At 46.6% G+C, this 23,727-nt stretch carries 18 protein-coding genes; 9 read left to right on the plus strand and 9 right to left on the minus strand.

Features of this window, described 5'->3' with window-relative positions; translation table 11 throughout:
* The first annotated feature begins 148 nt into the window (after positions 1-148).
* Positions 149-2,116, plus strand: coding sequence for an AMP-dependent synthetase/ligase (locus RH949_RS17050; protein WP_446354770.1), 1,968 nt, complete (start codon positions 149-151; stop codon positions 2,114-2,116).
* A 319-nt stretch (positions 2,117-2,435) separates the two neighbouring features.
* Complete coding sequence (locus RH949_RS17055) at positions 2,436-2,618, plus strand: hypothetical protein (protein ID WP_044205476.1); 183 nt, start codon at positions 2,436-2,438, stop codon at positions 2,616-2,618.
* Between the two features lie 296 nt (positions 2,619-2,914).
* On the opposite strand, the gene RH949_RS17060 is transcribed toward RH949_RS17055, so the two are convergent.
* From RH949_RS17060 to RH949_RS17080, 5 genes are all read right to left on the minus strand, one after another.
* On the minus strand, positions 2,915-4,273 hold the full coding sequence (locus RH949_RS17060; protein WP_446354772.1) for an alanine/glycine:cation symporter family protein: 1,359 nt from the start codon (positions 4,271-4,273) through the stop codon (positions 2,915-2,917).
* A 136-nt stretch (positions 4,274-4,409) separates the two neighbouring features.
* The gene (locus tag RH949_RS17065; protein WP_044205480.1) at positions 4,410-5,570 is read right to left on the minus strand and encodes an RRXRR domain-containing protein; all 1,161 of its coding nucleotides are present in this window, start codon (positions 5,568-5,570) and stop codon (positions 4,410-4,412) included.
* A gap of 263 nt (positions 5,571-5,833) precedes the next feature.
* Positions 5,834-6,523, minus strand: a complete 690-nt coding sequence (locus RH949_RS17070) for a class I SAM-dependent methyltransferase (protein WP_446354775.1) — start codon at positions 6,521-6,523, stop codon at positions 5,834-5,836.
* A gap of 69 nt (positions 6,524-6,592) precedes the next feature.
* Complete coding sequence (locus RH949_RS17075; protein ID WP_446344385.1) at positions 6,593-6,841, minus strand: hypothetical protein; 249 nt, start codon at positions 6,839-6,841, stop codon at positions 6,593-6,595.
* A gap of 179 nt (positions 6,842-7,020) precedes the next feature.
* Complete coding sequence (locus RH949_RS17080) at positions 7,021-7,374, minus strand: hypothetical protein (protein ID WP_446354777.1); 354 nt, start codon at positions 7,372-7,374, stop codon at positions 7,021-7,023.
* Positions 7,375-7,797: 423 nt separating this feature from the next.
* Here RH949_RS17080 and RH949_RS17085 point away from each other — a divergent pair, with 423 nt between their 5' ends.
* The 3 genes from RH949_RS17085 to RH949_RS17095 all read left to right on the plus strand — a co-directional run bounded on the left by RH949_RS17085 (position 7,798) and on the right by RH949_RS17095 (position 12,604).
* Positions 7,798-10,353: a sigma 54-interacting transcriptional regulator gene (locus RH949_RS17085; protein WP_446354779.1), complete on the plus strand. Its 2,556-nt coding sequence runs from the start codon at positions 7,798-7,800 to the stop codon at positions 10,351-10,353.
* Between the two features lie 235 nt (positions 10,354-10,588).
* Complete coding sequence (locus RH949_RS17090; protein ID WP_446354781.1) at positions 10,589-11,044, plus strand: hypothetical protein; 456 nt, start codon at positions 10,589-10,591, stop codon at positions 11,042-11,044.
* A 591-nt stretch (positions 11,045-11,635) separates the two neighbouring features.
* Positions 11,636-12,604, plus strand: coding sequence for a PEP-CTERM sorting domain-containing protein (locus tag RH949_RS17095; RefSeq protein WP_446354783.1), 969 nt, complete (start codon positions 11,636-11,638; stop codon positions 12,602-12,604).
* 240 nt (positions 12,605-12,844) lie between these two features.
* Here the strand turns inward: RH949_RS17095 and gyrB are convergent, their stop codons facing one another.
* Positions 12,845-15,415: a DNA topoisomerase (ATP-hydrolyzing) subunit B gene (gyrB, locus tag RH949_RS17100; RefSeq protein ID WP_446354785.1), complete on the minus strand. Its 2,571-nt coding sequence runs from the start codon at positions 15,413-15,415 to the stop codon at positions 12,845-12,847.
* A 253-nt stretch (positions 15,416-15,668) separates the two neighbouring features.
* On the opposite strand from gyrB, the gene miaA reads away from it, so the two are divergent.
* Positions 15,669-16,598 carry a tRNA (adenosine(37)-N6)-dimethylallyltransferase MiaA gene (gene miaA / locus RH949_RS17105; protein WP_446354787.1) on the plus strand — a complete coding sequence of 310 codons (930 nt, stop codon included), beginning with the start codon at positions 15,669-15,671 and terminating at the stop codon, positions 16,596-16,598.
* 267 nt (positions 16,599-16,865) lie between these two features.
* On the opposite strand, the gene RH949_RS17110 is transcribed toward miaA, so the two are convergent.
* On the minus strand, positions 16,866-18,038 hold the full coding sequence (locus tag RH949_RS17110) for a tetratricopeptide repeat protein (RefSeq protein ID WP_446354789.1): 1,173 nt from the start codon (positions 18,036-18,038) through the stop codon (positions 16,866-16,868).
* A gap of 306 nt (positions 18,039-18,344) precedes the next feature.
* Between RH949_RS17110 and RH949_RS17115 the strand changes: the two genes are divergently transcribed.
* Together RH949_RS17115 and RH949_RS17120 are read left to right on the plus strand one after the other, a co-directional pair.
* The gene (locus RH949_RS17115) at positions 18,345-19,730 is read left to right on the plus strand and encodes a carotenoid oxygenase family protein (protein ID WP_446354820.1); all 1,386 of its coding nucleotides are present in this window, start codon (positions 18,345-18,347) and stop codon (positions 19,728-19,730) included.
* A gap of 469 nt (positions 19,731-20,199) precedes the next feature.
* Complete coding sequence (locus RH949_RS17120) at positions 20,200-20,541, plus strand: hypothetical protein (RefSeq protein WP_446354791.1); 342 nt, start codon at positions 20,200-20,202, stop codon at positions 20,539-20,541.
* Positions 20,542-20,975: 434 nt separating this feature from the next.
* Here the strand turns inward: RH949_RS17120 and RH949_RS17125 are convergent, their stop codons facing one another.
* Complete coding sequence (locus tag RH949_RS17125; protein ID WP_446354793.1) at positions 20,976-22,223, minus strand: HhoA/HhoB/HtrA family serine endopeptidase; 1,248 nt, start codon at positions 22,221-22,223, stop codon at positions 20,976-20,978.
* Between the two features lie 217 nt (positions 22,224-22,440).
* Positions 22,441-23,325 (minus strand): Uma2 family endonuclease, encoded by an 885-nt coding sequence (locus RH949_RS17130; RefSeq protein ID WP_006099455.1) that lies wholly within the window; start codon positions 23,323-23,325, stop codon positions 22,441-22,443.
* Positions 23,326-23,592: 267 nt separating this feature from the next.
* Here RH949_RS17130 and RH949_RS17135 point away from each other — a divergent pair, with 267 nt between their 5' ends.
* Positions 23,593-23,721 (plus strand): hypothetical protein, encoded by a 129-nt coding sequence (locus RH949_RS17135; RefSeq protein WP_446354795.1) that lies wholly within the window; start codon positions 23,593-23,595, stop codon positions 23,719-23,721.
* Positions 23,722-23,727: the final 6 nt, after the last annotated feature.

The raw sequence follows: 23,727 nt of genomic DNA on the forward strand, positions 1-23,727 counted from the left end.
TTTTTGTTCCATGGGGGGAACCAGAAATTAATCAAAGTCCCCCTTTTGAAGGGGGATTTAGGGGGATCTAAACTTTGAGCCCTAGTTATACAAAGTCTTAAGTTGACACCAATGTCCCTAAACCCACCCCTACACAATCAAAATTCCTATGAATGCCCCAGCTATTGCGATCGCGTCTAAACCCACACCCCCAGAACGCCAAAATCTGGAACACCAAGCCGATTACAACACCATATCAGCATTACCCCAAGTTTGGTCGTTAGCCGCCCAGCGATTTGGGGATACTGTCGCCTTAGAAAACCCTTACGCCAAACCCGAAGTCAAGCTAACCTTTGCCCAGATGTGGCAGCAAATTCAGCAGTTTGCGGCTGGATTACAAGCATTAGGCGTCTCGGCGGGCGATCGGGTAGCTTTGTTTTCGGAAAATAGTTCCCGCTGGTTTATTGCTGACCAAGGTATTATGACCACTGGGGCGGTTGATGTGGTGCGGAGTTCTCAAGCTGAACAAGAGGAACTTCTCTATATCCTTAAAGATAGCGAAGCGACTGCCTTAGTTGTGGAAAATCAGGATACCTTAACTAAGCTGGATCAGCATTTGCATGATTTGCCGATTCAACTGGTTATTTTATTATCGGATCAGGAACCCGACGCTGAGTCGGAGTTGAATATCCTCAATTTTCCCCAGGTGTTGGAACAGGGAAACAATCACACATTCCAACCGATTGAACAAACCCCTGACACCCTCGCTACCCTAGTTTACACGTCTGGCACCACCGGGAAACCCAAGGGCGTTATGCTCAGTCATGGCAACCTGTTACATCAAGTTACCAGCTTGGGTGCAATTGTACAGTTAGAAGCAGGCGATCGCGTCTTGAGTATTCTCCCCACTTGGCATGTCTATGAACGCGCCATTGAATACTTTGCCCTCTCCCAAGGCTGTACCCTGATTTATACCACGCTGCGCCATGTTAAGCGGGATCTGAATGCCCAACACCCGAACTATTTTGTCTCGGTTCCCCGTTTATTGGAATCGATTTATGAGACGGTGCAAAAGCAGCTAAGTAAAGAATCTGCCGGAAAACAGCGCCTAGTTAATGCCCTATTCTCGATTAGCGATCGCTTTATTAAAGCCCGTCGCCTTGTCCATGGCTTAAGTTTAGAACATCAGCAGCCCTCTGGATTCCAACGCCTCTGGGCTAGACTGCAATGGTTGACATTGGTTCTAATTCATGCATTAGCAGACCGATTCATCTATCAGAAAATCCGCGAACAAATCGGTGCAAACTTAAAGCAAACCATCTGTGGAGGCGGCGCACTTGCCCAGAAATTAGATGATTTTTATGAAATAATTGGTATTGAGGTACTCGAAGGCTATGGTTTAACTGAAACCTCGCCCGTTCTCACCGCCCGTCGTTCTTGGCATAACCTCCGGGGTTCTGCGGGTAAACCGATTCTAGAGACAGAAATTCGTATTGTTGATCCAGACACCAGAGAAACCCTTCTCCAAGGAGAAAAAGGATTAGTTTGGGCGCGGGGATCTCAAATCATGCAAGGTTATTATCGCAACCCAGAAGCCACGGATAAAGTAATTGATGCCCAAGGATGGTTTAATACCGAAGACTTAGGCTGGTTAACGGTTCAAGAGGACTTAGTTTTAACCGGACGGGCAAAGGATACAATTGTCCTCAGTAATGGTGAGAATGTCGAACCGAAACCGATTGAAAATGCCTGTATGCGGAGTCGTTATATTGATCAGATGGTGGTGGTGGGTCAAGATCAGCGATCGCTAGGCGCTTTAATTGTACCAAATTTCGATAACTTACAGGGGTGGGCGGCACAGAATCAGTATCACCTGCAACTCCCGGATGGGGAATCTGCTTCCGGTGAGGAAACGATTGACTTAAATAGCAAACCTGTTCAGGAATTTTTCCGCCAAGAAATCAATCGAGAAGCGAAAAACCGTCCTGGTTATAATCCCAATGACAGAATTGGTGTATTTCGTCTGATTTCAGAACCCTTTTCTCAAGAAAATGGCATGTTAACTCAGACGCTAAAAGTTAAGCGTCATGTTGTTAGAGAACAGTATCAAGATTTGATTGATGAGATGTTTGCTTAAGCCGCGATGATGGGAATTAAATCTGGAATTCAATCCTTACTATTCGGATTAGTTTTGATTGGACTATCTGCCTGTTCTAGTTCTCTGAGAGTGGGTTGGTTCAGTAGGAATCTTCCAACTCAGACAACAGTCTCCTATACAGCTCTTTGCGCTGTAATAAAGTACAGTAGATCAAAGTCCCCCTTTTTAAGGGGGATTTAGGGGGATCGACAATGTACCGCATAGCAGAGCAAACTGATATAACACATTCACGGGGACAGAGCGACGGAAAATTGAGGTTGATGCCGGAAATGAAGTTGTCCTCGACGTTCAGTCGGAGGTGACGAAAGGCGATTTAGAGATCAGAATCCTCGAACCCGATAAAGAGGTGCTAAAAAGGATAGAAACAAATCGCGATCGCGAGTATAAATTTGAGGCAGAAGAAACCGGAAACTACTGGGTCGTGATTACAGGCGATAATGCGGGAGGGAGTTATGAGATTCAGTGGGACATAACCTCATAAATCAATTGTAGGGGCGGGTTTAGGGAAAATTGTAGGGGCGGGTTTAGGGAATCAATTCAGATATCCACCGATAACGGAAAAACAAAACCCGCCCTCTTCACCAATAACGGAAAAACAAAACCCGCCCTCCTCACCAATAACGGAAAAACAAAACCCGCCCTCCTCACCAATAACGGAAAAACAAAACCCGCCCTCCTCACCAATAAAGAAACAACAAAACCCGCCCTCTTCACCAATAAAGAAACAACAAAACCCGCCCTTATTTTTAAGAACAATGAACCATGAACAATCACCACTTATTGCGCTGTAGCCAATCCTTTATTTAATTGCCGCATATACTTATCTAAATCCCCAGCCACTTGACCCGATAAAAAATAAGCGCCGAGTAAATTGGGAAACGACATGGCGATTAACATACCATCGCTAAAATTAATCACCACACCGGAACTTAAAACCGCCCCCGTAAAAACCGCCAGGATAAATAACACCTTATAGATGATTAAATTGTTCTGCCCAAACAAATAATCCCAACAGCGTTCGCCGTAATAACTCCAGGAAATCATCGTCGAGAAAGCAAAAAAGAAAATCGCGATCGCAAGCATCAGGGGAAACCAGGAAATCGCTGTACCAAAGGCGACTGAGGTGACTTCTGCACCACTGAGTTGGGCAAATTCGGGATTGCGATAGACGCCTGTAATCACAATCACTAACGCCGTCATATTACAGATCACTACTGTATCAATAAACGGCTCTAAGAGAGCGACAATCCCCTCCCGCACAGGTTCTTGGGTTCTGGCGGCGGAATGGGCGATCGCGGCTGAACCCACCCCCGCTTCATTAGAAAATGCCGAACGCCTTAATCCCTGAATCATCACGCCAAACACTCCCCCCTCCACCGCCTCTGGAGATAATGCGCCGTTAAGAATCGTCAGCATCGCGCCAGGAATATCCATAAAATTCGTCACCAGAATCCACAGCGCCGCCAAAAAGTAAATCACACACATCGCCGGGACAATCGCACCCGCCACTTGACCAATCCGTTTAATCCCACCAATAATCACCATTCCCACGAAAGTAACCAGAATCAAGCCATAAAGCCAACTGCGCCCCACAAACCAGGGTACAACGGTAGTTATCGCCGCATAAGATTGGTTCGCCTGAAACATACTTGCGCCGCCAAATGCGCCACCAATACCCAGAATCGAGAAAATAACCGCCAACACCTTCCCCAAGTTCTGATGTCCCATTTCCGCCAAACCCGCCGACAAATAGTACATTGGACCCCCAGCCACCGTACCATCGGGTTTAATCACGCGATATTTCTGACCCAGGGTACATTCAACAAACTTACTCGTCATCCCAAACAGTCCCCCCAGCGTCATCCACACCACCGCACCGGGACCCCCTAAACTGATTGCGATCGCGACTCCAGCAATATTACCCAATCCCACAGTAGCCGAAAGCGCCGTTGCCAGGGCTTGAAAATGAGACACCTCCCCGGCTTCTGTCGGATCATCATACTTTCCTCGTAACACCTCAATTGCGTGCCAAAAGCCCCGGATGTTAATAAATTTCATCCGCAGGGTAAAGAAAACTGCACCGCTAATCAGCCAAAGGACACTGATCGAAAAAATACCTAGGGTCAAAAACTGCACTGTGGTCTGCTCACTCAGGATACAATGATATGTCCTTCTTAGTGTGACAGTGCATCCTCCCTTCTTCAACAAAATCGCGGGAATCCTCGCCCTCAACTCTCGTAGGGCGAGGAGGGATATGGAGGCATCCATTTTTTTACGCTACGCATAGACCGTTACTCCTCCTGATTAGCTCGACTTTACTGGGAACAAACTGCCCGATGCGCTTCCAGGTGTAGTCACAAACGGAAATATTTTTAGTCTTTTTGGTATCAGTGAATCCGCTGACGTAACCAATGTAAGACTTCCCAGCTTTCTCTGCTCTGACCAAATCGCCAATCCTTACTCCAAATGGTGTGATTGTCCCGCCTTTACGCTTTCTGTCTCCCGACTTATCTGGGACTTCAAAATGCAGTTGGCGACGGAAAAAGCCATACTCTTTTCCCCGCTTCACAGCACCAGGACGGGTGATAATTTTGAATGGGGAAGAAGTCACGTTAACACTGCCCTTGTGGGCATAACCATGGGAGTTAAAACCAACAAATGGCACATATTTGACAAAATACCCACAAGCCAACGTCACCCCATCAACCGCATGGGTTTCCGGTTTAGCTATGGACTTGTTGGTCTTATCTTTCTCTAGCCCTAGTTGGGTTCGGAGTTGGAATGTGCCATTCCCGTCCTTTTGCCAACCGCGCCGGACATAGACAGGGGCGATTTTCTCCATCTGGGATATTGCCCAATTCTGACCAACCATCACCGGGGAGAAAGCTTTCCCAGACTTGGCGCGTTTGCGCTTGGTTTGGTCTATATCAGCTTTAACCCGCTCATAACCAATCGCCGCTACTGGAAAAATAGCCGCCAACTCTTTAACTACCCTTAACTCCAGTTGTCGTGAGGCTTTAATGGATGGGGGAAGTTTACATTGTTTGCGGTTATCGAACCTGCATTGTCGATGGTTGCGCTGTTTGAACGGGACATTCCGATTGATTCTTCGTCCCCGACGAGACCGTCGTAACATGGCGCGGGTTTCCATCCGTTTCTTCACCCGCCCAAATGGGAGGATGAGGTGTAGTTGTAGCAGGGTGTATTTAGCTGACTGGACACCGATACCGGAATAAGATTTGCCCGGATCGACTCCAACAGAAATGGGCTGCATCTCCTCAGCCGATGGTGGTGTGGTGAGTTGGACATAATAGACACCCAAATCGGACCATTTCCCCACTGCTTTACCTTCTTTGACCCACCGTCTAGACCTGGAGGGCTTAGTAGGCATCAGCGGTTTTCCTTCTTTGCTAACTACTGGAACACGATTCATAGATATAATCCACTCGTGTAAATGTTTACGTCTCTTAAGGCATTGGTAGGGGTGTGTCCTGGAATTACCCAGTCAAGAGAGATTCCTGAGTCTACAGTTAAGCCGAACTAGAGAAACGTTCGGAAGTGATTATCCCCTACCAACTCATGCCCTTATTCATGATTTCCTGGCAGGTTATCTCTGCCAATCCGCGTCTTCACGAAGTAAGGCGCGGTTCATGAACTGCTTTGCGGTCTATGGGTGATTATCGAGGCACATAGCGATTATCTTACTTTTCTTGCTCTCCTATATTCAATCCGAAGCTGTTGTACAGAAGGATTCTCAGCTTCAATAAAGCTATCCCGCTGAACTTCCTCTAATCCTAAGTCTTGAAATTGGGCAAGTTCCTGATTAGAAAGCGCCCAAGGTGGACCATCAGGTTCAGCCTCTGTCTGGCGAAATCGCGTGATTAATAACAGGATTCCCTCTATAGCCACCAAAGCCGCGATCGCATCAATCACAGTTGATCGTACATTTAATGGTAACGCTTGGATATTGCGGCATTCTAATACCAAGTCAAACTGATGACGCCAAGCTGGATCTAACGCGAACAAATCAGCGACAACATAGCTAACTGGGGAATTGGGAAATCGTTGCCGACACCAGGCGATCGCGGTTGGAGAAATATCAAAGGCTGTCACGTTGAAACCCACTCTAGCCAAGGCTTCCGCATCATCACCTAATCCACAGCCAATGACTAAAGCCGAGCGATGATTCCCTTGGGGCTTATTTTTATTTAGCCAATCTTGGAAATAGGGATGGGGTTTTAAACGCGCCCACGGTACTTGATCGGGATCACGATTGGCTTGGGAATATAAGCGATCAAACCATCCAGAGGGATCGGATTTGTTTAGCGCTTCTGTTGCCAATAATTTGACTTTCTGCCGTAATCCTTCGGGTTGTTTTTCAAACATCAAACAGTCTCCAAGGGGGGCAAGGGGGGATGGAGAGGGGCTGGGGATGAGGGCTGGACTAAACCCTACCTATGCGGCATGTAACTCCATCTGACTCCCTAAAATCTGCTGAATCTTCTGGTATAACTCGGCTTGGGTATGAGGTTGAAGCATTTCCAAAGACGCCAGTAACCGTTGCCTATCGGAGAAGGGTAACATTGCCATCAACTCGTCCGCCTCTTCTAGCATACGCTCTTGGGCTTCTGGAATTAGGTTCATCCAATTCGATAACAGCAAGTTACGCTCTATAATCGTTAATTTCCACTGATATTCAGGCATCCTGATCGGCTCCTCTATTCCTTCGTTTTCCTTTGTTCAGGATTTACTGGTGTGGATCAGGATGCTTTGCTGGTTAACTCACAACTCTCTCATCTTCCCAACTTTGTCCCGCTTCGCTAACATCTTCCTCATCTCCTATAACAGGTGTATCAATCATCCCACGCTTTCCAGAATCAGGCTCATCCTCGGATAACCGATTTCCTCGCCCAATCTCTGGCATTTTCCATATAAATCAGTATCCGTTTCCAATATTTTTTCCAGTCTCCCTCTATCTTCAAGCAGTTTTTGACCGTCTCTAGGTAGAAAATAGTCGTGCGGCGTTCATCATTTTCGGGGCATCGCTCCAAAATCAGATTGTAGAGCTGCTGCCAATGATATTGCCAGTTGCCTTGCTCCGGATGGAAAATTGCCTCAAACAGGTTTCGCCAGAAAAACTCAATCGTGCCAATATCCTTAAGATGTTCTGGCGTTGGTTTATCCCAGCCAGTATGGCGAGCGCGTAAATCACTAATCGGCGGCAGATGTCCGCTCATAGATAACAAGGGGGCTAAAATCACTGATGCATATTTTACCTATACCTAGAGATAATGGGATGGTGGATGGCAATAGGGTACGGAAGCAGAGGGAGCTGGGGGAGCTGGGGAAGCTGGGGGAGCTGGGAAAGCTGGGGAAGCTGGAGGAGACAAGGACGAATGACGTAGCTTGCTGGGAGCTGTTCGAGTATGACGAATGACTATCCCTACCGTTAACTTTAATTGTCCCCACCTACTTACACCTTGTCTAACTTGCCCAACTAAAAAACAGCGCGGCTAGGATAATCAAGCCCAAAAGCGTCAAAGGAACCCAGAGATTCGCCAGCTCGATCATTTGGTTGTGTTTTACCGTTGGTTACGGGAATGAATCCATTGATTATCGATAAACAAACTATAAACTAAATTGGATGATGAGGACAAAGGATGACCTATCTCGACCTAGTGACATGGCTGCGAGAACGCACAGCTTTTAGCATTCTCTCCGATGAAATTTTACAGGCGATCGCGCCCCGAATGGAAGCGCTAGCGGTAAATGCCCAGGAGCGTCTGGTGATCGAAGATACCCCGGTAGACTATCTCTACATTCTGCAACAGGGGCGTATTGAAGGCTACCGAACCAACCAACTGGGTTCGATTTGGGGCGTCAGTTGGCTTCCTGGCGCTGTGATTCATTTACAGGAGTTACTTCTCAATCAATCGGCTCAAAGAACCATCGTCACCCGCAGCGACTCTCACCTGTGGCGCATCCCAGCCGAACAATTCCGAGACTTAATCCACCAGTATCCAGAAATATCCCAAGCCTTCTCACCCCAACTTGCCCAAGACTTGGCACACCTGTCGTCTCAACTCAAGGTTGAACAAGAACGCCAAGTGACGCTGCGCCCCTATTTAGTCAACAAAGCCAAACGGGGAATTATTGGTAGAAGCCGTTATGCGGTGCGATTACGCCAGCAAATCAAACAAGCCGCCGATACTCGCCAGTCTGTACTCATTTTCGGTGAACCGGGACTGGAAAAAGACAACACCGCCGCGCTGATTCACTTTGGTTCAGCCTATCGCCGCGAACCTGTGATTAAAATCGATTGTAGTAAAGTGCAAGCCAGTGGTGCGGAACTGTTTGGGCGGGAAGGGGGAAAACCGGGACTCATTGATTCCCTGAACACAGGGACGTTGATTCTCAATAATGTGGATGAATTGCCCCAGGATTTAATGCCTCAACTGGCAACTCTATTAGAAACTGGAACGTATCAACCTGTCCGCCGTTCCCTAGAACAATCGACGCAGGTGAAACAGTGCAGCGCCCGGATTATTATGATTACCGAAACGGCGCTCCCCACCATTAACCCTCTGGTTGGGCAAGTGATTAAAGTTCCGCCACTACGGGTGAGAAAAACGGATATTAGCGACCAGATGAACTATTACATTAGTCTCTTATGTCGCGCTAAAGGAATTAATAAACCCAAAATTACACCCGAAGCCCTACGTCAGTTACAAGCCTATGATTTTCCCGGTAATCTCAGGGAATTAAAAAACTTAGTGGAACGGGCGCTGGTTCAATCGGACTCTGGCAAAGAACTCACGGAAGAACTGTTGTGGCCCTCCCAGAGTAAGAAAAAACAATTCCGCTTTAATCTCTTAAATGCCTATCCCCAACTGCGGCGATTTTTACGAAGTGATTGGTGGCCCGATCGCATTAACTATGGATTTACCTTAAGCTTGTTTGCCCTAGTCGTAATCATGGGCTTCATCGGTCCGCAAACCCGTGAGGAAAACTTCACCTTAAATCTCTTTTGGGCATGGTGGTGGCCCCTCATCTTGATTGGCTTTCCCTTTGTGGGACGCCTTTGGTGTGCCGTGTGTCCGTTTATGATTTATGGGGAAGTGACCCAAAAATTATCCCTGTGGCTATTTCCGCGTCAGTTAAAACCGTGGTCGCGACAATTAGCGGAAACCTGGGGCGGTTGGTTTTTGTTTGGCTTATTTGCCCTAATTTTCTTATGGGAAGAACTCTGGGATTTAGAAAATACGGCGTATCTTTCCGCTTGTTTACTCTTATTAATTACGGCGGGAGCGATGATTTTCTCGGCGATTTTCGAGCGTCGCTTTTGGTGTCGCTATTTGTGTCCCATTGGTGGGATGAATGGTTTATTTGCCAAGTTGTCGATGACGGAGTTACGGGCGCAGCAGGGAACCTGTTCAGCCGAATGTACCACCTATCAATGTTATAAGGGTGGACCCCAGAAAGGGGAAGGAATGGAAACCAATGGCTGTCCATTATATTCCCATCCCGCCCAGTTACAAGATAATCGGGATTGTGTTTTATGCATGACGTGTTTAAAAGCCTGTCCACACCGTTCTGTGGAGGTAAATTTGCGCCCGCCAGGGATTGAGTTGTGGACAACTCATATTCCTCGTAGTTATGAGGTGGCGTTATTGTTGTTGTTGTTAGGCGGTGTGTTTTTGCATCGCTTACCGGAGTTAAATCAGCAACTGAATTTACACCTAGATTTGAGTCAATTTGGCACACACGCTTGGTTTTCGTTGGCGGTTTTGAGTCTCCCGGCGTTGATTCCTTTAATTGCTTATGGTGGAATTCAATTAACTTACCGACTGATTCAGACGCTCAATTTAACGATACCTAATCCCAAGCCGCGATCGCTGATTGAATTGGCGTATGGATATTTACCGTTGGTATTGGCGGCGAATCTGGCGCACCATTTACGGTTGGGGTTGACGGAAGCAGGGCGGATTTTGCCTGTAACCTTTGCCACTTTTGGGTTAAGTGGTGAGGGATTACCCGTGTTTGTAGCGCATCCGGCGGTGATTGCGTTTTTACAGGGAGTGACATTGATTTCTGGTGTGCTGCTGAGTATGGTTCTGACGCAGAAAATTGCCAGCCAGCCCGTGCGATCGCTCCTGATGCAACATTTAGGGATAGTCGCTTTGGGGATAAGCCTTTGGGCGATTATTGTTCGTTAGTCATTCGTCATTCGTCATTCGTCAAGCACCCCTGAACCTGTAGAGACGCGCCATGGCGCGTCTCTACAATTTTGAAGATAAATTTTTACCATAAATAAATTCATTTGTCAAAACAATAGCAATAGGTTTTTGGGAATAAACCTTAAGTAGGGTAACTAGCGAAACCTCTATCTCTCTGGTTTTCCTGGGGGATTGGGAAGAAATTCTCTAGTTAATCTTTATTCTCAGAATCGCCATGAAGCACAGTGACTGGTTGCGCCTAACCAAAGAAGGTGAACGTCTTTGTTCAGTTCTCAGACAGCAGGGATACCACTGTCACAAACAATCTCGCCGTCTGGCTTGGAATGTCACTAAAGCAGAAGAGTCTCATACATTAACCTATTTACCTGCACCTGTAGCAGGTTGGACAGTTCTACCCAATCAGGAAACTCCCGCCCGAAAACAACTGATGTTATTGGTGCGTAATGCGCTCAAACAGGAACAGTTAGAAACGCTCAACAGTAAGCTGGACATTGAACAACCCATAGACTTAACCCGTCCTTGGGTGATTATCCGTTTATTGAATGATGCGCGTCGCTATACAGTAGCCCGATTTTACAACCGTCAAGATGCTGAAGATCACCAACGGGTACTGCGTCGCTTTATGCGTGGGGCTGAATTTGAGGTAATTTTTGACCCTTACGAGGAGTGATGGTATTTGTCATTGGTCATTTGTCCTTGGTCATGGGTAGTGGGAGCATCTTGCTCCCTGGAATACTCGATGAAAACTCTACAGACTCCATGTAAAGAGTTAATCAAAAATAATTTTTTTTGCCAGTATTTGAGCAGTAAAATAGCAAATCTATGTCTCTTGGTCAAGAGTCTTAGAGAAAAAAGCGAATCTAATAAAATGAACAATTTAAGCATTCAGCCCTAACTCAAGACCCGGGATAGAACTGTTTAGGAATCGGTGAAATTACGCGAGGACAGCTCATCGGGTGATCGTCGCTATAGTTGAGCCCATCAGACAACGGGGTAATTCCAGTACCGCGATCGGGGGGCAAGTTCTGGTTACCAAAACGTCTCTTCATCAAATCTTTATCAAATTTGGGGAACTCTTTATGTCAACTTTATAAATATTCCTTAAAGTCTAGCGATTCGGAATCTTTACAAAAATTTCATAAAGTAGCTAAGGCATCTTTACAGAAGCTTTACCCAACTGTTCCTGAATCAAAATATGATGAGAACAAATGCTAAATGGGTAAACCACTTCCACCGTTCACGCAGCTACACTCGGAAAATAATGAACAAGACTTTAACGAAAATCGCAGTTACCGGTGCCAGTACAGTTTTAGGAGCTACCGCAGCCCTCAGCTTATCGATGCCTGCTCAAGCTGCCACTTTGAAAGGTGAAGCTCAAGGTTGTAATGTATTCGTCTTTGGAAACATGACAGCTTCTTCGGATGCCGAAGGTAGAGTTTGCGTTAGTGGTAATGCTATTCTAGACCTTTCGGTCGGAACCAAGCTATCTCCTGGTTCAGGTGACGTCTTAGTTGTTGGTGGAGATCTAACGTATGCTAGCGGTAATCAGATATCCGGCGGTGATGCTATTGTAGGTGGTACAGCGAATCTTAGCCCCGGATTGAATATTAAAGATGGTGAGTTAAAACTAGAAGAGCCATCCATTGACTTTGATGCCGCCGAGCAATTCTACAAGAACTATTCAGCTCAATTGGGAGGTTTAAATGCCAACGGTGAAACTAACGTAGCATATAACAATATTACTCTGGGCGGTGTAGGTTCCGGGCGGAACGTATTCAATTTGGATGCATCTGACTTATCGAATGCTAGTAGTCTGAATATTACTAATGTCAATGCGGATTCAACGATCTTAGTTAATGTTATTGGCGATAGTATTAGTGCAAAGAATTTTCAAATAATGTTCGATGGAACTGCTGATAAATCATTCGCCAGTAATGTCCTATGGAATTTGCCAGACGCAACATATCTAACATCTGAGGGTTTTTCTTGGATAGGCAGCGTATTAGCTCCGATGGCTCACTATGATTTTAACAATGGTCATATTGATGGACAATTGATCACTCAATCCGTGAGCGGAAGTGGGGAATACCACAATATTGGATTTGACGGAGATTTGCCTGAACCAGAATCGGTTCCCGAACCGCTAACGATTCTGGGTTCCGGTATGGCATTAGGATTCGGTGCATTCTTCAAGCGCCAACAGTCTAAAAAACAGAAGAATGCTAACTAATAATCTGAATTGTTGATTGATGGTTCTTGTTATCAGGGTGTGTCAGGGTAGGTTACTCCAGAAGAGATCCCCCCTAGCCCCCCTTAAAAAGGGGGGAACCATCAAATACAGCGTTTTTGGTCGTTCGTGATGTACACAGATCCCCGACTTCTTCAAGAAATCGGGGATGTTAATTCGTGTAATCAAAGTCCCCCTTTTGAAGGGGGATTTAGGGGGATCTAAACCTGGCTACCCAGAAACTTAGATATCCAGATCGGTCAAATCCAGTCGAGAACCGTAAGTTTCAATGAACTCCCGGCGGGGAGCAACCCGATCGCCCATGAGAACGGTAAAGATGCGATCGGCTTCAGCCGCATCTTCGATCTCCACCCGCTTCATCGTCCGCGTTTCCGGATTCATGGTGGTATCCCAGAGTTGTACTGGCATCATTTCACCCAACCCTTTAAACCGTTGGATCGTGTAATTGGCGTTAGCGGGGAACTCATTTTGAACCAGGTTCGTGAGTTCGCGATCGCTATAACAGTAGTAATGATTCCGTCCGCGTTCTACTTTATACAATGGCGGACAGGCAATATGGATATATCCCTGATCCACTAATGCCCGTTGATAGCGGTAGAAAAAGGTCAGCAATAGGGTGCGGATATGGGCGCCATCGACATCCGCGTCCGTCATAATTACGATGCGGTGGTAACGCAGATTCGAGGGGTCAAATTCCTCTCCTTTGATACCCAAACCCAGGGCGGTAATCAGGGATTGAATTTCTGTGTTCTTGTAAATTTTGGCATCATCGGTTTTCTCAATATTGAGAATTTTACCCCGCAGCGGTAAAATCGCTTGAAATTGGCGATCGCGTCCTTGTTTGGCACTATTGTGAACAAAAACGCCACTGGCTAGGGCAAAGTTATGGGTATGGGGAACTTCAATATCGTAAACATCCACCCGTTTTTCTAGGCGTTCGATAGCAACAACCCGATGATTGTCTTTCCGGGATGGGGACTCCTCACGCACCAACAGAGCCACTGATGATTCTTTAGTATCTTGCCCAGAGTGAGGAGGGCGCAAGGATGGTGTCCCTACAGCCCCGACTGTTGGATATACCGCATTGGCTTGGACATCACGAGAAAACGCCACTTCAGATAAGCGGGTGTTGAACCCAGCCGCATCAATCTCTGCTAACCTCTGCCCTCGGCTTCGTTCTGATAGCTTGGCATTCAGGGACATCAGGAAATCCTCTGGCGTTAATAAGGCGGCGGCTTTATAGCTACCATCTCGTACCATAAAGGGATGATCGGGTGTACAAATCAGCGTTTCTCCATTATCCAGTGTCACCTGAATCACTTGGGCATTCGCCTTTGTGATCCGAGGGTTGATAATCCGTTCTAACCCAATTTTTCCATCATGGCGAATCGTGTAGCAAAAATGCTCTTTCCCCATCGCCTGTTCCGCCACAATTTCTTTGAAGCTGAGAGAACGCCCATCGGCTAACGCCACTAGCGTATCGCCATCAAAACAGCCCCCTGCACTATCCCCCTCAACGATGAAGATTTCCGATTCAGCCGGATCTCTGGAACTACAATCGGCTAACTTACCCGGTAGGGGAGACGACTCTAATACAGACTTCCGCCGTACCAACTCCCGCGCCCGACGTGCGGCTTCGGCGGCTTTAAAGGCTTGGATGGCTTTCTCTAAAACAGAATCAGCGACTTGAGGACGAAATTCCAGGTACTCTGTCAATACTTCACCCACCAAGGAATCCACGATACCTCGGACTTCGGTATTCCCCAGTTTGGTTTTAGTTTGTCCTTCAAATTCTGGCTCAGGGACTTTGACGGAAATGACGCCAGTTAATCCTTCGCGAACATTCTCGCCGCCCAGGTTAGACTCACTCTCTTTTAGTTTATTCCGCTTGCGTGCGATCGCGTTTAATGTCCGAGTCAGAACTGTCTTTAATCCCTCTAAGTGCGTTCCACCGTCAATTGTGCGGATATTATTAGCAAATCCTAGCAGGTTATCGCTGTAAGCATCCACGCACCATTGCAGCGCCACTTCCACTTGCACATTATTCCGTTCACCCTGAACATAAATAATTTCTTGGTGCAGGGGTTCCTTCTGCCGATTCATGTATCCCACATATTCCTGGATACCCCCCTCATAGTGGTAGCTGTCTTGGTGTTCAGGAGAGATGCGGTGATCCGTAAACGTAATCCTCACGCCGCCATTCAGATAGGCAAGTTCTCGCAGTCGCCCTGCTACCGTACTGTAGTCAAACTCGATCCCATTGGTAAAGATTTGGGTATCGGGTTTGAACGTCACCGAGGTTCCCGTGCGGTTTTCTTTACTGGGTTTAACCGCCAACTCACCCATGGCAATCCCGCGTTCATAGCGCTGGGTATGAACCTTTTTCTCTCGCCAAACCGTAACATCCACCCATTCTGACAGGGCGTTGACGACAGAAACCCCAACCCCGTGCAATCCGCCGGACACTTTATACCCGCCGCCGCCAAACTTACCGCCCGCGTGCAGCACCGTCATTACGGTTTCCAAGGCTGATTTACCGGTCTTAGAATGAGTATCAGTGGGAATACCCCGTCCATCGTCAGTCACGCTAACGGAACCATCGCTGTTGAAGTCAACTTCGATATGAGTACAATAGCCAGCCAGCGCCTCATCGATCGAATTGTCTACAACCTCGTAAACTAGATGATGGAGTCCCCGTGGTCCGGTAGTTCCGATGTACATTCCCGGACGTCTGCGTACCGCTTCGAGACCTTCTAAGACTTGAATCTGATCGGCACTGTAGCTACTTGTCATATCAGGGATTCTCCAGTATAACGCTTTGAGCGGTTTATATGCTTTAAAATGACAAAACACTCGAAAATTTTAACACAAAAGGGTTACAGGCGGCTACAGAGTAGTCTGAAGAGATATTTATAGAGGGGATAGACCTTGCTTGGGATTGGGCAGGGGAGCGGAGGAGCGGAGGGGTAGAGAGGCAGAGGGGGGAGATAGGGGAGAGAAGAATTGTTTCAATGAACCATGAACAATCAACAATGAACAATCAACAATGAACTATAACAAGCATCCCCAACTGATTGTGATATGTGGGGCGACGGCGACAGGGAAGTCGGGGCTAGCGTTAGAATTAGCGCAGCGATTAAATACCGTAATCTTAAGCGCGGATTCCCGTCAAGTTTACCGAGAGTTTGATATTGGCACAGCTAAACCTTCAGTCGCCGAACGACAGTTAGTCCCCCATTACTTGATTGATATTTGCGCTCCCACCGAAACATTAACCGTAGCCGACTATCAGGAACAAGCCCAGGAATTGATTACATCTCTCCATTCGCCCCTATTACTGGTGGGGGGTACGGGCTTGTATATTAAAGCCATAGTCCGGGGATTAAAGATTCCCAGAGTCGCCCCCAATGAAAACTTGCGATCGCAGCTTTCTGGTTTGGGTCAAACTCAATGCTATAGCTTTTTACAACAAGTCGATCCCATTGCGGCTGAGAAAATTCATCCCCATGATCAAGTGAGAACATTACGGGCATTAGAAGTATTTTACATCACCGGACGCCCCATATCCGAGCAGCAAGGGAAAAATCCGCCGAATTATCCCATTCTTCAAATTGGTTTGCAATGTCAAGACGCTGACGCCCTCACCCGCCGTATTACCCAGCGCACCGAAATGATGGTGACAGCCGGATTAATAGAAGAGGTGAAAACATTGGTGGATAAATATAGCTGGGATTTGCCGCTTTTAGATACCTTAGGGTATCGGGAAATGAAACACTATTTAGCGGGTGATATATCTTTATCTGAGGCAAAAGCGTTAACAGTTGTGCATACGCGACAATTTGCCAAGCGTCAGCGAACTTGGTTTCGGGCGTATCCAGACATTCAATGGTTTGATGCAGATCGTCCAGATTTAGTCGATCAAGTTTGGCAACGTGTACAGGAATTTCGAGACAATATATCAATGAACTTAAGCTAGGTTTGTAGTTGCGCTTTAGCGCCATCAGCGCTTGCATCACTTATTACTAGCGTAGTACAGCTAAAATAGTGCAATAAGTTGTAGATTGGGTTGACGACAGGAAACCAAACAGAATATGGGACCCGCATCGCTTACTACAAATCGAATCTAATCTATCAAATTAAGTGGAATAGCACTGAAATAAGCATTTGGGGAGCGCCAAAACCCTTTATCTATTGTAGGGTGGGCATTGCCCACCAGCCTTAAGTCAGTGACATTCAACTTAGTTCAACGTCGCGCTTTCTTTAACTCTTGCAGCAATGATTCGGCTTTCTTGACACCATCGCGATTGTCCTGACGCCGGAAGAGATCACGCGCTTTTTCCACAGCCGTAATCGCTTCTGCTATGCGCTCTCGTCCTTTTAAGGCTAATCCTAAATTATAGTGGGCTTGGGCATCTTGGGGGGCAATTTCAATTAAGCGTCGATAGGCGACAATAGCTTCTAAGTAATTTTCCTCGGTGAGTAAAATATCACCAATAGCGGCTTGAGCTTCAACTAAGTCTGATTGAACCGCCACGGCTCTTTGAAAGGCTTTCAATGCACCGACAAAATCTTCTTGAGCTTGGAGGATTTTGCCAATTTGCAGATAAACTTGACTATTATTCGGTTCTAGTTTTGCCGCTCGGTCAAAAACCTTCAGTGCGGTGTCGATATCACCCTGAGTTAACCAAGCCATGCCCAATGTAAGCTGAATATTACTATCCAGAGGCGCTAAGGATTCAGCTTGTTGGAGTGCTTTAATCGCCTCTTGGGGACGCCCCTGCTGGAGAAAAACGGTACCGAGTAACTGGTGTGCCTGAGCATTCTTGGGTTGAAGACTGATGACTTGGCGGTAAACTTGGATGGCTCCGTCATAGTCCTTTTGACGCAGGAGGACAACGCCTAATCCCCAATAGGAGTTAATATGGTTGCGTTCAAGTCTTAGGGCTTGACGATAAGCCTCTGCTGCTGCTGCATTCTCTTCGGCATTGGCTAAACTGTAACCGAGAGCATACTGAAATTCTGCATTATTCGGCTCCAGGGCAATTGCCTGTTGATACGCCCTAGCCGCTTCTCGGAAGTTCCCCTGACGCGCCTGGAGATAACCGATTCCGGAGAAAATCTTGGCATTATCTCGATCTAGATTAGCGGCTTGTTGATAGGTTGCGATCGCCTGAGGATAATTTCCCGCATCCACTAAGTCTCGCGCTTGACGGAGTAACTCACGCAGCCGCTGTTGTTCCGGCTGTAGCTGGCTAACGAGCTGGGGTTGACTGGCGTGAGCCACAGGGGTTAGGGTTATCGTCAGTCCGGTGATGAATAGGCTACTCACCAGAAATAGAGTCGGCTTGGACACAGCTAATCTTCTCGTCGCGATTGAGTGTAATGTGTTTGGTTTACGCCAACCAGAGCTAGACATCAGGACATCCTCAAGAGGCATAGGTAAGGGTTCAGTGCCAGTTTTCCAGCAGAAATTTTGACCAAAGAGGATTGTAACAGAGAAAACCCATAACTTTAACCCAATTAAGTACGTGCATAGCGTCCAATCAGTTCTGAAGAAGCCAGAATATGACCACGCCACGTCGGGAGCAGACGGCGAAAATAGGCGAACGGCTGTGTCGGTGTGGAGGAGTTAGAGACGTTTGCCATATCAGTCATCGTGATTTTCTGGGAGCAAGACACAATAGAAGATGATGGAAAAAATCTTCCCATGGTAGGTAACAATATGAGTACAACAACCGTCAATCCGTTTTTAGCAGGAAACTTTGCCCCAGTACAGAATGAAATCACAGCGGATGAACTAACCGTGATTGGTGAACTTCCTCAGGACTTATCAGGGATGTTTGTCCGCAATGGTCCAAATCCTCAGTTTCCCTCTAGTGCGAACTATCACTGGTTTGGCGGCGATGGGATGTTACATGGGGTGCAGATTAGTAATGGTAAAGCCTCTTACCGCGATCGCTATGTCCGGACTCCCAGGTTTGAAAAAGAGCGAGAAACAGGTCAGGCTCTTGAGGGGTTAACCGCATCAGTTCAGAATCAGGAGTCCTCACCCTCGTTGACAAATAGAGCCAATACCTCGGTTATCTGGCATTCGGATCATTTTCTGGCGCTGTACGAAGGGGGAGAACCCTATGGGATTAAGCTTCCGGAATTAGAGACGATTGGGGCTTATACCTTCGAGGATAAGTTAGCCTCTGCCTTCACAGCACATCCCAAGATTGATCCAGTCACAGGCGAAATGATGTTTTTTGGCTACTCTCCCCAGCCACCCTTCTTAACCTATAGCATTGTTTCGCGATCGGGTGAATTGGTGCGTACTGTGCCAATTGACTTGCCTGAACCTGTAATGATGCATGATTTTGCCATTACCCAAGATTACACCCTGTTTATGGATCTGCCGATGGTGTTTAATCCCCAGGGAGAGGCTATGCTTCAGTTTAAATCTGAACGTCCCAGTCGGTTCGGTATTGTTCCCCGTCATGGTGATAATAGCAGTATCCGTTGGTTTGAGAGTCCGTCCTGCTATGCCTTTCATATTCTGAATGCTTATCAGGAAGGGGATGAGGTGGTACTGATTGCTTGTCGGATGAGTTCATGCACTGTGTTAACCGCTTTGGAGGAAACAGGGGGTGATCCGGATTCAAATAAGCCTCGGTTGTATCAGTGGCGGTTTAACCTTCGCACAGGTAATGTGCAGGAAAAGCCATTGGATGAGCGCATCTCGGATTTCCCCCGCATCAATGAACAGCTAATCGGACGCAAAATGCGCTATGGTTACACGGCGAAGATGGCAGATAATCCGATGCCGTTGTTTGAGGGTGTGATTAAATATGATTTTGACAATGGCACATCCCAAGTTCACCACTATGGGGCGGGACGTTATGGCGGTGAGGCGGTATTTGCGCCGCGTCCGAATGGAACGGCTGAAGATGATGGCTGGCTAATCACGTTTGTCCATGATCATAATTCAGACACCTCTGAACTGGTGGTGTTGAATGCCCAAGACTTGACGGCTGAACCTGTGGCGCGGGTTTTGATGCCTCAACGTGTTCCTTATGGGTTTCATGGGACTTGGGTGAGTCAAGAACAGTTAATTCATTCCATTTAAGCTTAGGTAAGGGCGGGTTTTGTTGAAATGTTATCGGTAAGCCCATCTTTATTAAGGGCTAAATCCGCCCCTACAGGGTGAATGTCTTGAGAGTTATGTGCTTTCAACAATTCAGCGCCTAGATACAGCAGTTTCCGCTCTTATGGGATACGTTTGATCCCCCTAAATTCCCCATGAAACAAAAAGCGAAGCATCCGCTGGCTTCCCCCTTAAAAAGGGGGACGGGAGGGGGATCAAATAGGGGGACGGAAGGGGGATCTGAAGGGGGACTTTAATGGTAGCAGGGTGTGTTAATACAGCCGTTACCGCTGGAAGGCAAGTGATAAGCTGTCCATATTGCTAAAGTGTAGAGATGTACTAGGGCGCACTGGATTATAGCCGGACAGATACTATAACTCTAGGATGAGGTAGAACAGAAGTACAAGCTTTATACTATGCTCAATAGTTTTACTAAGCTAAAGAGATAGGTATGGATTTGCAAAACCTTCAAGAAAAAGGAAAAAATGTAGTGAATCAAGTCACTCATACGCTGGAAGAAAAAGGACAACAGGTTAAAGAACAGGTAGTTAATGCTACTCAAGATAAAGCATCAGAGCTGTCTGAGGAGGCGATAACGACGGCTGTTGATCGCGCTGTAAATGTGATGCAAATTGCTAGCAAACGAGTTATTGAAAAAGAGATTCCCACGGAAAATGTATCCTTAGAAGTTAGTGTGAATGTGGCAGGGTTAGGTGAACTGAAAATGAAAGCAGATGTGCCTAAAGCGGGAGAATTCCAAAAGCTTGATGTGGATGTTGCGGAAACAGAATAAGCACGGGTTAAACCAGCAGAGGCTTCGCTTTTTGTGATGCGGGGGGAGATATAGCAGTAGACACATCGATTAGGACTTTCGGCACCATTGTAGAGACGCGCCATGGCGCGTCTCTACATAAATGATGTGTCCTAACCGCTATGGCGGTTGCTATATTAAAGCAGATTTGGTGGTTGATGAAGTACAGTCTATTCCAGCAAGATACCCGACTTCTTGAAGAAGTCGGGTATCTGTGTACCTCACTTACTACCAAAAGCGCTGTAAGCTCCCCTTTTTTAGCTATGCATTAGTCACACAAAGCCGATAGTCGGAAATGGTGCTAAATTGTTAGTTCAATGATCACACCCCAAACCAGGTACGCCATAGCAATGGTTAACAAGCCGAGAATCGTATATTTAAGTTTATTGGACTTGCTCAAAGTCGTCAGACTAAACTTATTCATCGCCAGTTGGTAGGGGTTGAGGTATTACTGTTAATTCTAGGGTTTTACCATTTCGTTGCACTTCTAAGGGCAAGGGATTATCGACGCCATTTGCCTCAACTAACTGCTGAACGCTTTCTGCCTCAGTTACAGATTGATTGTCAATTTCTTGGATAACATCACCCGCTTTTAATCCCGCCTCATCAGCCGGAGAATTCGGCATAACTCGGACAATCAGGATTCCTTCGCCTGCCTGAATTTGCATCGTATTGTTGGGATTATTATTGATTTTTTGTTTGATTTCTGGTGTCAGTGCTACCATTTGAATGCCGAGGTAAGGATGCTCAACTTTTCCTTTAGTAATTAGTTGTTGGGCAATTTGCTTGGCGATGTCAATGGGTATGGCAAAACCGAGTCCTTGCGCTCCCTGGATAATGGCAGTATTAACGCCAATTACTTCACCTCGCGCATTTAGTAAAGGTCCGCCAGAGTTACCGGGGTTTATTGCGGCGTCGGTTTGAATGAAGCCAATTCGTTTATCGGGAACACCAACTTCGCTACTGGAACGATCAATTCCACTAATTACGCCGACGGTTACTGTTTCTTGTAACCCTAAAGGATTTCCGATCGCGATCGCCCATTGTCCGGTTTGTAACCCTTGGGAATTGCCCAGTTCCACGGTTGGCAAGTCGTCGGCGGATACTTTGACTACGGCAATATCAGTCACGGGATCTTCGCCTAACACTTCACCTTCAAATGTGCGACCATCGGGAAAGGATACCCTCACCGTGTCGGCTTTATTAACAACGTGAGCATTGGTAATAATTTCTCCATTATCACTAATCACAAAACCGGAACCAATACCGCGCACGGTGCGTTCTTGAGGCTGGGGAACCGCGCCACCAAAAAAACGCCGGAAGAAGGGGTCATTAAAGGCATCGGGAATCTGGGTTTCTACGGTTTTTTCTGTATTAATTCGCACCACGGCGGATTCAACTTTGTTCACCACATCAACGACAAAGTTGGTATCTTCAGGGGTTGGCTCTAGGGCGCGATCGCGGATATCATTGGCATCTTCAACAACTTGAGCTGTAGTTTGTTGCTCAGAAGAGACTGTGGATGGGTTAGAGCAGCCTGTTACACCCAAAATGGTAATCCCTGTGCCAATCAGGGATAGCACTCTGTAAAGAGCGGCTGTTTGCTTTTCCGGTTGCTTTTGGCTCAAACGATTGGGATGGCGATCGCAGGATTTTGATTTCATGCTGCTTTATTCTGCTTATGGTGCTACCAAAAACGTAACGGTTGTAGGAATTAACGTATCTAAACCCGCCCCCTCTCCACCCCAATCGTGCCAAACAATTATGCCTAATCAGGACATTTTACCAACATCATAAATCTGTTATCTGGGATAGCAAGCACCATTGTAGAGACGCGCCATGGCGCGTCTCTACATAAATGATGTGTCCTGTACCTCGTCACTACTGATCTGGATCGATACCGTTGGAAAGTAACAATTCTTTAAGACGCTGCGATCGCTGTTGTTCGGTTTCAGCACGCTGTCGTTCGGTTTCAGCGCGTTGTCGTTCGGTTTCAGCACGTTGTCGTTCAGATTCAGCACGTTGTCGCTCAGATTCAGCACGTTGTCGCTCAGTTTCAAGTTCTCCTTGAGCAACAGCCTCCCGTTCAGTTGGGGTTAAAATCCAATTACCTTCAGCATCATACCAACGTAGCCATAGACGATTAATTCCTTCGTATTCTCCTGACCACAACCCCAAACCTAATTCTAATGGGGGAATCCAAATCCTCGGTTCCGTTAACTCCAACTCTTGGTAAAAACCCCCTGTAAGGGCAAAACCTCTTAAGCGATCGCGATAGCGGTCAAATACAATATAATAAGGAACGCCGATAATCTGCTCATATACTTCCCATTTCGTCGGCGGTTCGCTACTCAGGCGTGTGGTTCTACCCAAGTCTTCTTTTTCTGTTCCCGGTGACAAGAATTCCACTATCACCGTTGGACGTACCAATTCTTGCCACATCACATAACTTAATCGTAAATCCTGATTATCATAAAGTTTTGGCACTCCGACCACCCCAAACCAATCGGGTCGTTTATACCAAGAATAGTGACGCACATCGTAGTAGAGGTTCATATCTCCAGCACTAAATACCTCATCGGGTGGATAGTTACTAGGACAAAAGGTGAGACTGAGTAAAGGGGGTTGGCGGTAGTGGAATTCGTCAGGCAAACCAGGTTCCTCCGGATTTTCGCTAGGTAAATCATACATCGTGGGCAGGGTTTCTCTGGGAGAACGTGGTGGTTCACTTTGCTCGACTGGGTATTTGAATGGTTTGATTGGCATGACGTATTGCCTCAAGACTTTACAATCTATGATAATTCGGTCAGTCTAGTACAAGCAGACAGAATGCTCTAGAGTTTCTGTTAGCGTAACATTTATTCTTTCCTTTGAATAATAGCTAGTTTTGTTGAGTAGTTATCAGTAGCAAACTTACCTGAATGGCTAAACCCGACCCGAAAATTTATGGATTACCTGGCATAGGTAACCAATGTAGCGGATGTTCATCAAATTATACATAACAATGGATAAATGATTAATGACTAATGACTGATGGATATCCAACTCATACTAATTACCCTATTTGCTGCTACTCTCACCAAATTGGTCATTGGTCATTGGTCATTTGTCCTTCGTCATATTTGCGAAGCGAGTATGACCAATGACGATCCTCGCCATTAACTTTAA

This window comes from Coleofasciculus sp. A1-SPW-01 (assembly GCF_040217205.1).
GTDB classification, from domain to species: Bacteria; Cyanobacteriota; Cyanobacteriia; order Cyanobacteriales; family Coleofasciculaceae; genus Coleofasciculus; species Coleofasciculus chthonoplastes_A.

What these genes read in the sequence shown, in the direction of transcription:
- RH949_RS17050 (WP_446354770.1), top strand. Translation starts at nt 149, where the DNA reads ATGAATGCCCCAGCTATTGCGATCGCGTCTAAACCCACACCCCCAGAA.
- RH949_RS17065 (WP_044205480.1), bottom strand. Translation starts at nt 5,570, where the DNA reads ATGAATCGTGTTCCAGTAGTTAGCAAAGAAGGAAAACCGCTGATGCCT.
- RH949_RS17070 (WP_446354775.1), bottom strand. Translation starts at nt 6,523, where the DNA reads ATGTTTGAAAAACAACCCGAAGGATTACGGCAGAAAGTCAAATTATTG.
- RH949_RS17075 (WP_446344385.1), bottom strand. Translation starts at nt 6,841, where the DNA reads ATGCCTGAATATCAGTGGAAATTAACGATTATAGAGCGTAACTTGCTG.
- RH949_RS17080 (WP_446354777.1), bottom strand. Translation starts at nt 7,374, where the DNA reads ATGAGCGGACATCTGCCGCCGATTAGTGATTTACGCGCTCGCCATACT.
- RH949_RS17085 (WP_446354779.1), top strand. Translation starts at nt 7,798, where the DNA reads ATGACCTATCTCGACCTAGTGACATGGCTGCGAGAACGCACAGCTTTT.
- RH949_RS17090 (WP_446354781.1), top strand. Translation starts at nt 10,589, where the DNA reads ATGAAGCACAGTGACTGGTTGCGCCTAACCAAAGAAGGTGAACGTCTT.
- RH949_RS17095 (WP_446354783.1), top strand. Translation starts at nt 11,636, where the DNA reads ATGAACAAGACTTTAACGAAAATCGCAGTTACCGGTGCCAGTACAGTT.
- gyrB (WP_446354785.1), bottom strand. Translation starts at nt 15,415, where the DNA reads ATGACAAGTAGCTACAGTGCCGATCAGATTCAAGTCTTAGAAGGTCTC.
- miaA (WP_446354787.1), top strand. Translation starts at nt 15,669, where the DNA reads ATGAACTATAACAAGCATCCCCAACTGATTGTGATATGTGGGGCGACG.
- RH949_RS17110 (WP_446354789.1), bottom strand. Translation starts at nt 18,038, where the DNA reads ATGTCTAGCTCTGGTTGGCGTAAACCAAACACATTACACTCAATCGCG.
- RH949_RS17115 (WP_446354820.1), top strand. Translation starts at nt 18,345, where the DNA reads ATGAGTACAACAACCGTCAATCCGTTTTTAGCAGGAAACTTTGCCCCA.
- RH949_RS17120 (WP_446354791.1), top strand. Translation starts at nt 20,200, where the DNA reads ATGGATTTGCAAAACCTTCAAGAAAAAGGAAAAAATGTAGTGAATCAA.
- RH949_RS17125 (WP_446354793.1), bottom strand. Translation starts at nt 22,223, where the DNA reads ATGAAATCAAAATCCTGCGATCGCCATCCCAATCGTTTGAGCCAAAAG.
- RH949_RS17130 (WP_006099455.1), bottom strand. Translation starts at nt 23,325, where the DNA reads ATGCCAATCAAACCATTCAAATACCCAGTCGAGCAAAGTGAACCACCA.
- RH949_RS17135 (WP_446354795.1), top strand. Translation starts at nt 23,593, where the DNA reads ATGGATATCCAACTCATACTAATTACCCTATTTGCTGCTACTCTCACC.